The following is a 12,655-nucleotide window of genomic DNA, read 5'->3' as shown; positions in this document are numbered from 1 at the left end:
GCCGGGGAAGGGCGTCCGACCCGGTGGACGCCACGGCCGCGGACCAGGTGGAGACCGCCGAGGCCCCCCGCGTCGAGGTCCCGCACGGCACGGTACGACGGCGGGTGCTCGCCACCGGCGCCGTCACCGGCGTCGGGATCGGCGGACTCCTCGCCCTCGGCCTCGGCTTCGCGCTGGCCCTCGGCGCGTTCTCCGTCACCGCCCCGCGCTTCGACGGCATCGAGGACCTGCCCCTGCCGGGCGGCGCCGACCTCGGCTCCCACCCCTACACCGTGACCGCCGAGCTGGACGACGCCCTCAGCCTGGTGCCGCAGGCCGCGGTCAAGGTGAACGACGTCGCCGTCGGCCGGGTCACCGACATCCGCCTGGACGGCGACGCGTGGTCCGCCCGCGTCACCATGAAGATCAACGGAGACGTCCGGCTGCCCCGCGACGCCGGCGCCCGCCTGGAGCAGTCCGGCCTGCTCGGCGAGAAGTACCTCCAGCTCGTCGCGCCCGCCGAGTCCGCCGGCACGGAACGGCTCGGTGACGGCGGTGTCATCCCGCTCGCCCGCACCGGCCGCAACAGTGAGGTCGAGGAGGTGTTCGGCGCCCTGTCCCTGCTGCTCAACGGCGGCGGCGTCAACCAGCTCAAGACCATCACGCAGGAACTCAACAAGGCCCTCGGCGGACGCGAACCCGAGGTCCGCTCCATGCTGACACGGGTCGAGGAACTCGTGGCGAACCTCGACGACCACCGCGGCGACATCACCGACGCCCTCGACGGCGTCAACCGGCTCGCCGCGACCCTCGCCGGCCGCAAGGACGACGTCCGCACCGTCCTGACCGACCTCTCGCCCGGCCTGAAGACCCTGCACGAACAGCGCGGCTCACTGCTGACCATGCTGCGCTCCCTGGACACGCTGTCCGGGGTCGCCGTCTCCACCGTCGAAGCGAGCAAGGACGACATGGTCGCCGACCTCAAGGCCATCGCCCCCACCCTCAAGGCCCTCGCCGACGCGGGGACCGACCTGCCCGACTCCCTCCAGGTCCTGCTCACCTACCCGTTCACCGACGAGGTGCTCAACGGCGTCAAGGGCGACTACCTCAACGTGTACCTGAACATGACCGCCACCCCCGGCACCCAGGTCATCCCGCCCCTGGTGCCCCGGAGCACCACCCCCTCGCCCACCGCCACGGCGCAGAGCGAGCGGGGCGCCGCACCCGGGAAGCGGGCGGGCACCCGGCCCGGCGGCACCGGCGCCGCGACCTCCCCGTCGGCACCGTTGCCCCTGCCCTCGGTATCGGCACCCACCGGCAACCCCGGGGACGGAGGCACGCAGGGATGATCACCCTCGCCGTACGCCTGAAGAACCTCGCCTTCCTTGTCATCGCCGTACTCGTCCTCGCCTTCCTCGGCATCCGGTACGCCGACCTCGGCCGGTACGTCGGCATCGCCGACTACTACACCGTGAAGGTCGAACTCCCGCGCACCGGTGGCCTGTTCACCCACTCCGACGTCACCTACCGAGGCGTGTCGGTGGGCCGGGTCGGCCCGATCGGGCTCACCGCGGACGGAGTCGTGGCGGAGCTGCGCATCAAGAAGTCCGCCCCCCGCATCCCCGCCGACACGCGAGCCGTGGTGGCCGGACTCTCCGCGGTCGGCGAGCAGTACATCGATCTGCGGCCCGAGAGCGACGACGGTCCCTACCTCGCCGAGGGCGCCCGGATCGAAGAGCCGGACACCGAAGTGCCCGCGCCCGTCACCGACGTCCTCACCAGCGTCGACAACCTCACCCGGTCCGTGCCGCTGGAGGACCTGCGCACGGTCGTCGACGAGTTCGGCAGGGCCTTCGAGGGGCACGGCGACGACCTCGAGGTGCTGCTGGACAACGGCAGCGCCTTCATCGAGGCCGCCGACCGCAACCTGCCCTCAACCACCCGCCTGCTCACCGACGGAGAGACCGTGCTGCGCACCCAGGCCGAGGAGGGGGAGGCCATCCGCGGCTTCGCCGACGGCGCCACGGAACTCGCCCGCTCCCTCAAGGGCTCCGACGCCGACCTGCGTCGGCTCCTCGCCGTCACGCCGGACGCCGCCACCCAGGTCAGCGGGCTGCTGCGGGACCTCGACCCCAGCCTGGGCGTGGTCCTCGCCAACCTGCTCACCACCTCCGAGGTCGCCGTCACCCGGCAGCGCGGCATCGAGGAACTGCTCGTGAGGTACCCGGCGGCCGTCTCGGCCGGTGCCACCGCCGTCGACGGGGGAACGATGAAACTCGGCCTGGCCGTCACCTTCTTCCAGCCCCTGCCCTGCACCGACGGCTACGGCGGCACCCGGTACCGCACCGGCCTGGACCTCGGTACCGCCCCCGCCCTCAACACCGGCGCCTTCTGCACGGCACCGGCCGCGAGCGGCGTCAACGTACGAGGCTCCGCCCACGCGCCCCGGGGCGGCGCGGTGCCCGACCCGGCCAGGCCCGGCTCCCTGCCCTCGGGCAGCACGGGCGCCGCCGGGCCGGCCCCGTCGAAGTCCGCCGCCCCCCTGCCGGGCGCGCTGGCCCTGCCGGACACGGGCGGCTCCGCGGTGAACGGCCTGCCGGGGCTGCTCGGCGCGGACCCGGAGGCGGGCCGATGAGCCGCGCGCGCGTCCTCACCGGGGCGGGACTGGCGCTGACGCTGGCGTTCTGCGGCACCGGGGCGTGGACGTACGTCCAGGCACGGGGCGACGACTCGCTCGCCTACGGCCGTGAACGCGACGAGGCGCTGGCCGACGGGCGCGAGCGGCTCGCCGTCCTCAACACACTCGACGCCTCGACCCGGGAACGGGCGCGGGCGGGCATCGAGGACTGGCGTGCCGCCTCGACCGGGCCGCTGCGGGACGAACTGGGCGGCACCGCTCCCGAACAGGGCGCTTCGGCACGGGGCACGGTCACGGAGGCCGCGCTCACCGCCCTCGACACGCGCGCGGGCACCGCCAAGCTCGTCGCCACCGTGCGCGTCGACGTCACGCCCGCCGGATCGAAGTCGCCGACCACCGACCGCAAGCGCCTCGAGGCGGTCCTGGCCCGCACGGACGCGGGGGAGTGGAAGGTCAAGGCACTGAGCGCGGTACCGCTCGCGCGGACGGATGAGGAGGACGAGAGCCGATGACACGGCTGCTGCACCTCGGACGGTCCCGGGACGCCACGGGCCCGGGCGACGGGACGGAGAGCGCGACCGCCGCCGAGGGGAACGCCGACGACGCCCCCGGCACGGACGCGGAGCACGACAGCGTGGATGTGGAGTCCGGGAGCGCGGACGCGGAGTCCGGCACCGGCACCGACGCCGACGCCGACGCCGACGCCGACGCCGACGCGGACGCCGACGCGGACGCCGGGCCGGGCGCGGAGACCACGCGGGAGGAGCCGTCGCAGGCCCGCGGAGGCCGGCGCCCGCGTGCCCTCGTCAGACGCCTCGCCCCCGCGGCGGGGGCCGCGCTGCTCGTTCTCGCCGGCAGTCTCTTCTTCTACGGCGCCCACCAGCTGAGGTCGACCCCGTCCGCCGGGAACCACGCGCTGACCGACGCCGAGGCCACCACCCGCGTCGCCGGTGACGTCGGCAACGCCCTCGCGCGGATCTTCTCGTACACGCCGGACGGCCTGGAATCCACCGAGCGGGCGGCGCGGTCCGTCCTCGCGGGGCGGGCGGACCGCCAGTACACGGAGCTCATGGGCCGGATCCGCGCGGACCTCGCCGAACAGCGCGTCACCCTGAGCACCCAGGCCGTGCGCACCGGAGTGATCGAACTCGACGGCGACGACGCGCGGTTGCTGGTCTTCCTCGACCAGATCTCGCACCGCGGCAAGGGCGGCACCACCTCCGCCGCGGCCCAGCTCACGGTGACCGCGCGATGGGAGAAGGACCAGTGGCGCATCGTCGACATCAAGACCCGCTGAGCGGGCGCGGGGGAGAGGCGGACACCATGAAACGCGGGACCAGCGGACCGGCCCGGCTCCGCGCGCTGACGGCCACGGCCCTCGCCCTCGCCCTGTCGGCGGGCGGCTTCGCCGCCTGGGCGGGCTGGGACTGGTACGACGCGGCCCACGACGACTCCGTGGGTTACGCCGAGCAGCGCGACGCGGCCCTCGCCGCCGGCGAACAGGCCGTCCAGAACCTCAACACGCTCGACCACCGCAGCATCGACCGCGGCCTGGACCTCTGGGAGTCCTCCACCACCGGCGAGCTGCACGAGCAACTGGTTTCAGGGCGGGACGAGTTCGCCACCCAGGTGAAGACCGCCAGGACCGTGACCACGGCCAAGGTGCTCTCCGGCGCGCTCACCGAACTCGACGACCGGGCCGGCCGCGCCCGGGTGCTGGTGGCCCTGCGGGTGACGGTGAAGGCGCCCGGTGACGCAAGCACCGACAAGGACAGCCGCATGCTCGGCGAACTGACCCGCACCGACGGCCACTGGAAGCTCAGCGCCCTGGGCCAGGCCCCGGTCGGCGGCACACCGGCCGGCTGACCGGCCGCAGGAGAGGACGACACACCATGCCGACGACCCGCCACCACCTGAACAACGCACGCCGCCGCCAGGCCCGCGAGGCCCTCCGTCCCCCGGCCGGCACGGACGCCGTCCAGGGACGCGGGGAACCGCGCGACCGGCCACGGCCGGCCCGCATCCGGACCGCGCCCCCCGGCGAACGGGCGGTCGCCCGGAACGGCCCGCCCCCGGGAGGCGAGGACGCGGACCGGCCGGACGGCGCGACCCCGCACCCGTCCGGCGCCCGCCGCACCCTCGTGGCCCTCTTCCTGCTGACCCTGGTCCTCGGCGGCTTCGCCGGCTGGGCGCACGCCCGCGCGGAGGCCCTCCGAGACACCCCGGCGGCACGCAACACCGCCCTCGCCGACACCGCCCGCACCAGCGAGATCAAGGGCCAGTCCACCAGGGCCGTCGCCGCGCTCTTCTCGTACGACCACGCCCACCCCGACGCCTTCGACAAGGCCGCCGGGCAATGGCTGACGGGACGCGCGGTCGCCCAGCACCGGGACCTGTTCGGCGACATCCGCAAGCAGGCCGACCAGCAGAAGGCGGTGATCACCACCATGGTCACCGACAGCGCGGTCGAGCGCGTCGACGGCGACCTGGCCCGCGTCCTGGTCTACGCCGACCAGAGCAGCGTCAGCACCTCCGGCGACAAGAAGGCCGAGGACGAGGGCGCCTACGCCGGGGCGATGTTCGCCGTCGACGTCGAGCGGCACGACGGCCGTTGGCTCGTCTCGGGCATCGACACCTTCGGCCGCTGAACCCGTACGAGTCTCACCACCAGGGAGTGACAGACCATGCCCCAACGCCGCGCCCGTCGTGTGTCCGTCCGGACCCGGCAGGGTCTGCGCGCCACCGCCATCGCCGTGACCGCGGTGGCGGCGCTCACCGCCTCCCAGGGGCCCGGACTCCCGCACAGGGAGAGCGCCCGGCCGGCCGCCGACGACCGCCCGGCCCCGGCCCCGGCGCCGGACCCCCCGTACGCCGAACTCGCCCCGCCCGACGACGGCTCGTACCACACCGAACTCCCGCCGCTGGTCAGCCCCGACGTCCCGCCCCGCGCCGGGCAGGTCGTCCGGGCCCGGGCCGAGTCCGGCATCCCGGGCACCGTGCTGCGCGCCTACCGCGCCGCGGAGACGTCCGTCGGCCGCACGGACCCGGGGTGCGCACTGCCCTGGCAACTGCTCGCCGCCATCGGCAAGGTGGAGTCCGGACAGGCGCGCGGCGGTGCGGTAGACCGGCACGGCACCACGCTCGGCCGGATCACGGGACCGGCGCTGGACGGCCGGAACTTCGCCCTGATCCTGGACAGCGACGGCGGCGTCCACGACGGCGACACCGTGTACGACCGGGCGGTGGGGCCGATGCAGTTCCTGCCGTCGACGTGGGCGCGGTGGGGCGCGGACGGCAACGGCGACGGCCGCGGCGACCCCAACAACGTCTTCGACGCGGCCCTCGCCGCCGGGCACTACCTGTGCGCCGGGGACCGTGACCTGCGCCGGGCCGCCGACCTCGACCGGGCGATCCTCAGCTACAACCACTCGCGGTCCTACCTCGAGCTGGTCCGGCACTGGCTGGACTTCTACCGCAGCGGCGTGCACACCGTGCCCGACGGCAAGGGCGTCATCCCCCGGTCGCCCGGAGCGGGCGGCGACACCCCCGCGACGAAGCCGGCCGACCAGGGCGGACGCGGGGGCGGCGGCGGTCGGGGCGGCGGCATCGTCATCGGTCCCGACCCCGGCACGCCCGCCCCGTCCCCCTCGCACCCGGTGCCGGCCTCGCCGTCGCCCCGGCCGTCCCCGTCCACGACGGGCCCCGGCCCCTCCCCGTCACCGGATCCCTCCCCGTCCGGCTCCACGTCACCGGACCCCTCGCCCACACCCACCCCCACCGACCCGCCCACGCCGACCGCCGAACCCTCCAGCCCGGAGGACTGCCCCTCCGATTCGGCGAGCCCGTCCCCGGACCCCGGCGCGTCGCCCACCACCGACCCGTCGGCTCCCGGGACGGAACCGGCCTGCCCGGCCTGAGCCGGCCGCTCGCCGCGGCCGGCGAGCCGTGCGCCCCGGCGATCACCGGCCTGCGCACCGGGGTGCGACCGGAGGCGTTCCCGGAGGGAGCTCAGCGCTCGCCCGGACGCCCGGCGAGGGCTTCCCGTGTCGCGGCCCAGGAGGCGAGCAGGCGCAGCGCCTCTTCGGAGGGTGAGCCGGGTTCGGCCGTGTAGATGGTGACGGTGAGGCCGGGCTCGGCCGCCATCTCCAGACCCTCGTAGGCGAGGGTGATACGTCCGACCGCCTCGTGGTGGAAGTGCTTGGTGCCGGTGCCGTGGTGGCGGACGTTGTGGGCGCCCCAGCGGGTGCGGAAGTCGTCGCTGCGGGTGGAGAGCTCGCCGACGAGGTCGTGCAGCTCCTTGTCGTGCGGGTTGCGGCCGGCCTCGGTGCGCAGGATCGCGACGGTGACGTCGGCGGCCGGGCCCCACTCGGGGTAGAAGCGGCGCGACGCGGGGTCCAGGAAGGTGAAGCGCGCGAGGTTCGCCTGGTTGTGCGGGTTCGCGTAGACGTCGCTGTAGAAGGCGCGGGCGAGGGCGTTGGCGCCCAGGATGTCCATGCGGCCGTTGCGGACGAAGGCGGGGCCCGCGGTGATCGCGTCGAGCGTCCACTGCAGGCTGCGGTGCGGGGCCCACTGCCGGGCGGGGCGCCGGCGCCGGGGCCGGACGAGAGCGTCGGAGCCGTCGGCGGCCTGGGCCAGATGGAGGAGGTGGGCACGTTCGGCGTCGTCGAGCCGCAGGGCACGGGCGACGGACTCGAGGACGGCGGGGGAGGCACCGGCGAGGTTGCCGCGTTCGAGCTTGGCGTAGTACTCCACGCTCATGTCGGCCAGGGCCGCGACCTCGCTGCGGCGCAGCCCGGGGACGCGACGCCGGGTCCCGGAGGGCAGCCCGGCCTGCTCGGGGGTGATCTTGGCTCGCCGCGAGGTGAGGAACTCGCGGACCTCCTGTTGGTTGTCCACCCTTCGACCGTACGTGCGGCGGGCCGCATGAGGGGTGTACTGCCGGTACACCCATCGACGGTGACTGGCCGGCCGCCGCCACGGGCGGTTACCTGGAGGACGAGGCGCTGTCCCCGGCCGTCCGCCGGCCGGGACGGGGCCGCCCGACCTCGGCGCGCGGTCGTCCCGCGCCCGGGGACGGTCGTACGCGGACCGTTTCAGCGGTCCGACTGCATGTGAGCAAAGGAACCCCGCATGCGCGGCGCAGTGATCCACGCCCCCGGTGACATCCGCTTCGAGACGCTGGACGACCCGAAGATCCTCCACCCCACCGACGCGATCATCCGCACGGCCGTCACCTGCGTGTGCGGCTCCGACCTGTGGCCCTGGCGCGGCCTGGAGCCGATCGGCGACGCCCATCCGATGGGGCACGAGTACGTCGGCTTCGTCGAGGAGGTCGGCTCCGAGGTCACGGCGGTGAAGCCGGGCCAGTTCGTCGTCGGCTCGTTCGCGACCTCGGACAACACCTGCGCCAACTGCCGCAACGGCTTCCCGTCGAACTGCCTGCACCGCGAGTTCATGAGCACCTGCCAGGCCGACTACGTCCGCATCCCCAACGCCCAGGGCACCCTGGTCGCCACGGACGAGGTGCCGGGCGAGGAGCTGTGGCCCGGTCTGCTGGCCGTCTCCGACGTCATGGGCACCGGCTGGTGGGCCGCCGAAGCCGCCGAGGTGAAGCCCGGATCCACCGCCGTGGTCGTGGGCGACGGGGCGGTCGGCCTGTGCGCGGTGATCGCCGCCAAGGAGCGGGGCGCGGAGCGGATCATCGCCATGAGCCGCCATGAGTCCCGGCAGAAGCTGGCCCGCGAGTTCGGCGCCACCCACATCGTCACCGAGCGCGGCGACGAGGGCATCGCCCGGATCAAGGACCTCACCGACGGCATCGGCGCCGACAGCGTGCTGGAGTGCGTGGGCACCGCGCAAGCCATGCGGCAGGCGCTGCACTCCGCCCGCCCAGGCGGCAGCGTCGGCTTCGTCGGCGTCCCGCACGACGTCGCCGTCGACGGGCAGGAACTGTTCTTCTCCCACGTCGGCCTGCGCGGCGGCCCCGCCCCCGTGCGCCGCTACCTGCCCGACCTCGTCGAACGCGTCGTGACCGGCCGGATCGACCCCGGCAAGGTCTTCGACCTCACCCTGCCCCTCGACCAGGTCGCCGAGGGCTACCGGGCCATGGACGAGCGCCGGGCCGTCAAGGCACTCCTCAGGCCCTGACCGGCGCCCCCGGCATACCGCCGCCCCACGCACCGCACGGAAGGAACGAAGCCCGTTGAACCCCGCGTACGACTTCACCGGCCAGGTCGCCTTCGTCACCGGAGCCTCGTCCGGCATGGGACTGGCCACGGCGCGCGCCTTCGCCGAAGCGGGCGCCGCCGTAGGCCTCGCCGACATCGACGAGGCCGCCCTCGACACGGTGGCACGGCAGCTCACCGACGAAGGCCACAGGGTGCTCGCCCTCACCTGCGACGTCAGCGACGAGTCACAGGTCGCCGCCGCCGTCGACCGCACGGTGGAGACCTTCGGACGCCTGGACATGGCCTACAACAACGCCGGCATCCAGATCCCGCCCGCCGACGCCGCCGAGGAGGCGGCCGAGACCTTCGACCGCGTCCACGCCGTCAACCTGCGCGGCATCTGGGCGAGCATGAAGCACGAGCTGCGTCACATGCGGACCCAGGGCAGCGGAGCGATCGTCAACTGCTCCTCCCTGGGAGGCCTGGTCGGCATCCCCGGCCGCGCCTCGTACCACGCCGGCAAGCACGGCGTCATCGGTCTGACCGGCAGCGCCGCCCTGGAGTACGCCCCGCGGGGCATCCGGATCAACGCGATCTGCCCCGGCACCATCGACACCCCCATGGTGAGCGACATGATCGCCAAGGGAGAGCTCGACCGGGCCGAGGCCGAGGCGAACCAGCCCGTCGGCCGTCTCGGCACCGCCGAAGAGATCGCGCAGGCCGTCCTGTGGCTGTGCAGCCCCGGCGCCGGCTTCGTCGTCGGCGTCGCGCTGCCCGTCGACGGCGGCTACGTCGCCCAGTGACACCCGACCCCGCACACCACTTCCCCCCAGCCCCACGACAAGGAGCGACTCCCGTGGAACTCGTCCCGCAGACCCCGACCGTCAAGGCCCCCGCCGAGCGCTTCACCGGCGACGTCTACCTCAACATGATCGAGACCCCCGCCGAGCCGGCCAGGCTGGCGACCGCCCTGGTCCGCTTCACCCCCGGGGCCCGCACCCACTGGCACTCCCACGCCAACGGCCAGATCCTCCACATCACCGACGGTGTCGGCCTCGTCGGCACCCGTGACGGCGACGTCGTCCGCGTCAGCGCCGGCCAGACCGTCAAGTGCCCGCCCGGTGAGGAGCACTGGCACGGCGGCACCGACACCACCCTGATGGCGCACATCGCCATGGTCGTCGGCGATGCCGACGGCGACGGCACCACCTGGCTGGAGCCGGTGACCGACGAGCAGTACGCCGAGGCGCTCGCCACCGTCTGAGCCCGGCGGGCGACGCGGCAGTGACTGGCCGGCCGTGGCCCGGTCAGGTGGTTCCCGGGAGCGGTGCGGGACGCCCGCCCGGGCCGCCGACCCGCCGACCCGCCGCACGAAGGCACCTCCCCGTGCGCCATACTCCCCCGATGGGTTCACGCACTTCCCCGATCAGCCGGCCGGTCACCATACGGAGGGCCGTCGCGCGGGATGCCAAACGGCTCACGCGGCTCGTGCGCGGCTCAGGCGCCTACGAGGGCAAGTACGCGGCCGCGGTCGCGGGCTACCGGGTCGGTCCCGACTACATCGAAGCCCACCGCGCCTTCGTAGCCGTCGGCTCCGACGAGCCCGGAGACAGGGTCCTCGGGTTCTACTCGCTCGTCCTCGCTCCACCGGAGCTCGACCTGCTGTTCGTCGCCGACGAAGCGCAGGGACGGGGCATCGGACGACTGCTCGTCGCGCACATGCGGTCCGAGGCCCGTGCCGCCGGGCTCGACCGTGTCAAGGTCGTGTCACATCTTCCCGCCGAGGGCTTCTACCACCGCGTCGGTGCGGTGCGGAGCGGGACCGCGCTCGCGAACCCGCCCGCCGTGCCGTGGGACCGCCCCGAATTCGAGTTCCGCATTCCCTCGGAATGACACGGGTGCCGGTTCGCGGGGCACCGGCTCCGCGCGGGGGGTGGTGTGGTGGCCGGTGCCTGCCGAGGTAATCCCTTCGGGGCCCTGGTGCCGGTAAGGCGCCAGGGCCCCGATGCGCCTCAGGCGTCGATGATGACGGGGATGATGAGGGGCCGGCGGCGGTGGGTGCGGAACGCCCAGTTCGCCACGGCGCGGGCGACGAGTTGTTCGAGTTGGCGCGCGTCCCCGACACCTTCCTCGGCCGCGGTGGCCAGGGTCTTCTCGATGACGGGGATGACCGGCTCGAAGGTGGCGTCGTCGTGCACGAAGCCCCGGGCCAGGAAGTCGGGGGCCTCGGCGAGGGCGCCGGTGTCCGCGTCGACGATCGCCACCACCGTGACCACGCCTTCGGCAGCGAGGGTGAGGCGGTCCTTCAGGGACGCCTCGGTCGCGCCGCCTACTTCCATGCCGTCCACGTAGACGTTGCCGGCGGGGACCTTGCCGGTGATGGACGCACGCCCGTCGACCAGGTCGACGACGACGCCGTCCTCGGCGATGACGACCCGCTCGGGGTCGACCCCCGTACGGATGGCGAGGTCGCCGTTGGCCCGCAGGTGGCGCCACTCGCCGTGCACGGGCATGACGTTGCGGGGCTTGACGATGTTGTAGCAGTAGACCAGTTCGCCGGCGCTGGCGTGCCCGGAGACGTGCACCTTGGCATTGCCCTTGTGGACCACGTGGGCGCCCCACCGGGTGAGTCCGTTGATCACCCGGTAGATGGCGTTCTCGTTGCCGGGGATGAGGGAACTGGCGAGCAGGACGGTGTCGCCCTTGCCGACGCGGATCATGTGGTCGCGGTTGGCGATCCGTGACAGCGCGGCCATCGGCTCGCCCTGGGAGCCCGTGCACACCAGGGTGATCTTGTGGTCCGGGAGCTTCTCCAGTTCCTTCGTGCTCACGACCAGACCGGAGGGGACCTTCAGATAGCCCAGGTCACGGGCGATGCCCATGTTGCGGACCATCGACCTGCCGACGAAGGCGACCTTGCGGCCGTGCTGGTGGGCGGCGTCCAGGACCTGCTGGATGCGATGCACGTGGCTGGCGAAGCTGGAGACGATGACCCGGCGCGGCGCGGTGCGCATCACCTGCTCGATCGCCGGATTCAGCTCACGCTCGGAAGTCGTGAAGCCGGGCACCTCGGCGTTGGTGGAGTCGGTGAGGAACAGGTCCACGCCCTCCTCGCCGAGGCGGGCGAAGGCGCGCAGATCGGTGATGCGGTCGTCGAGAGGGAACTGGTCCATCTTGAAGTCGCCGGTGTGCAGCACCATCCCGGCCCGGGTACGGATGGCGACCGCGAGGCTGTCGGGGATGGAGTGGTTGACCGCCACGAATTCGCAGTCGAAGGGCCCGAAGCCGCGCCGGTCGCCCTCCCGTACCCGCACCGTGCGCGGGCGGATGCCGTGCTCCTTGAGCTTGGCCTCCAGGAAGGCCAGCGTCAGCTTGGAGCCGACGACGGGGATGTCTCGCCGTTCACGCAGAAGGTACGGTACGCCGCCGATGTGGTCCTCGTGGCCGTGGGTGAGGACGATGCCCACGATGTCGTCCAGCCGGTCGCGGATCGACGTGAAGTCCGGCAGGATCACGTCCACGCCGGGCTGGGTCTCCTCGGGGAACAGCACGCCGCAGTCGACGATGAGCAGCTTGCCCGCGTGCTCGAAGACGGTCATGTTGCGGCCGATCTCACCGAGGCCGCCCAGGGCGACGACCCGCAGACCTCCTTCGGGAAGGGGCGGTGCGGCTTTCAACTCGGGATGCGGATGACTCATACCCTGACGGTACCCGGAGACCGGGGCAGGGTGCTTCATCGACTGCGTCGTCCAACGAGCGCTCGACAAGAGCGCCGCCGAAGACGTACTGGCGCTCAGGCCCGCATGGGCAAGTGGGCGTAGCCGAGGCCGGGTGGTTCGGGAACGTTCCGGACCTTGGTTGCAGTGGGAGC

The 12,655-nt window shown here is 73.5% G+C and carries 13 protein-coding genes; 11 read left to right on the top strand and 2 right to left on the bottom strand.

All coding sequences use genetic code 11. The features are described from left to right. Positions 1 to 104 precede the first annotated feature (104 nt). The 7 genes from AC0VYN_RS22170 to AC0VYN_RS22140 are packed head-to-tail and all read left to right on the top strand — an operon-like array spanning position 105 to position 6,534. Complete coding sequence (locus tag AC0VYN_RS22170) at positions 105 to 1,328, top strand: MCE family protein (protein ID WP_475536956.1); 1,224 nt, start codon at positions 105 to 107, stop codon at positions 1,326 to 1,328. Beyond that, complete coding sequence (locus AC0VYN_RS22165; protein ID WP_475532378.1) at positions 1,325 to 2,614, top strand: MCE family protein; 1,290 nt, start codon at positions 1,325 to 1,327, stop codon at positions 2,612 to 2,614. The genes AC0VYN_RS22170 and AC0VYN_RS22165 overlap by 4 nt, the downstream gene beginning before the upstream one ends. Next, positions 2,611 to 3,129 carry a hypothetical protein gene (locus AC0VYN_RS22160; protein ID WP_475532377.1) on the top strand — a complete coding sequence of 173 codons (519 nt, stop codon included), beginning with the start codon at positions 2,611 to 2,613 and terminating at the stop codon, positions 3,127 to 3,129. Before AC0VYN_RS22165 ends, AC0VYN_RS22160 begins: the two co-directional genes overlap by 4 nt. Next, positions 3,126 to 3,914, top strand: a complete 789-nt coding sequence (locus tag AC0VYN_RS22155) for a hypothetical protein (protein WP_475532376.1) — start codon at positions 3,126 to 3,128, stop codon at positions 3,912 to 3,914. Before AC0VYN_RS22160 ends, AC0VYN_RS22155 begins: the two co-directional genes overlap by 4 nt. 26 nt (positions 3,915 to 3,940) lie before the next feature. Next, on the top strand, positions 3,941 to 4,483 hold the full coding sequence (locus AC0VYN_RS22150; protein ID WP_475532375.1) for a nuclear transport factor 2 family protein: 543 nt from the start codon (positions 3,941 to 3,943) through the stop codon (positions 4,481 to 4,483). Between the two features lie 26 nt (positions 4,484 to 4,509). Next, entirely contained in the window at positions 4,510 to 5,265 is a 756-nt protein-coding gene (locus tag AC0VYN_RS22145; RefSeq protein ID WP_475532374.1) for a hypothetical protein, read from the top strand. Positions 5,266 to 5,301: 36 nt separating this feature from the next. Beyond that, the gene (locus tag AC0VYN_RS22140; RefSeq protein ID WP_475532373.1) at positions 5,302 to 6,534 is read left to right on the top strand and encodes a lytic transglycosylase domain-containing protein; all 1,233 of its coding nucleotides are present in this window, start codon (positions 5,302 to 5,304) and stop codon (positions 6,532 to 6,534) included. Positions 6,535 to 6,625: 91 nt separating this feature from the next. Here AC0VYN_RS22140 and AC0VYN_RS22135 read toward each other — a convergent pair whose 3' ends face one another. Further along, the gene (locus AC0VYN_RS22135; RefSeq protein ID WP_475532372.1) at positions 6,626 to 7,513 is read right to left on the bottom strand and encodes a helix-turn-helix transcriptional regulator; all 888 of its coding nucleotides are present in this window, start codon (positions 7,511 to 7,513) and stop codon (positions 6,626 to 6,628) included. Between the two features lie 234 nt (positions 7,514 to 7,747). Between AC0VYN_RS22135 and AC0VYN_RS22130 the strand changes: the two genes are divergently transcribed. The 4 genes from AC0VYN_RS22130 (at position 7,748) to AC0VYN_RS22115 (ending at position 10,677) form a co-directional block, all read left to right on the top strand. After that, entirely contained in the window at positions 7,748 to 8,764 is a 1,017-nt protein-coding gene (locus AC0VYN_RS22130) for a zinc-dependent alcohol dehydrogenase family protein (protein WP_475532371.1), read from the top strand. 55 nt (positions 8,765 to 8,819) lie between these two features. Continuing rightward, a complete protein-coding gene (locus AC0VYN_RS22125) occupies positions 8,820 to 9,587 on the top strand; it encodes a glucose 1-dehydrogenase (protein ID WP_475532370.1) in 768 nt (255 codons plus the stop codon). Positions 9,588 to 9,640: 53 nt separating this feature from the next. Continuing rightward, positions 9,641 to 10,048: a (R)-mandelonitrile lyase gene (locus AC0VYN_RS22120; RefSeq protein ID WP_475532369.1), complete on the top strand. Its 408-nt coding sequence runs from the start codon at positions 9,641 to 9,643 to the stop codon at positions 10,046 to 10,048. A 140-nt stretch (positions 10,049 to 10,188) separates the two neighbouring features. Then, a complete protein-coding gene (locus AC0VYN_RS22115; RefSeq protein WP_475532368.1) occupies positions 10,189 to 10,677 on the top strand; it encodes a GNAT family N-acetyltransferase in 489 nt (162 codons plus the stop codon). Positions 10,678 to 10,796: 119 nt separating this feature from the next. On the opposite strand, the gene AC0VYN_RS22110 is transcribed toward AC0VYN_RS22115, so the two are convergent. After that, on the bottom strand, positions 10,797 to 12,482 hold the full coding sequence (locus tag AC0VYN_RS22110) for a ribonuclease J (RefSeq protein ID WP_475532367.1): 1,686 nt from the start codon (positions 12,480 to 12,482) through the stop codon (positions 10,797 to 10,799). Positions 12,483 to 12,655 lie beyond the last annotated feature (173 nt).

Source organism: Streptomyces sp. 63XJN7_1_ISO-PGPR-S23-121, assembly GCF_056173025.1.
Note: the sequence above shows the minus strand (reverse complement) of the source record. Positions and strands in the feature narration are given on the sequence as shown.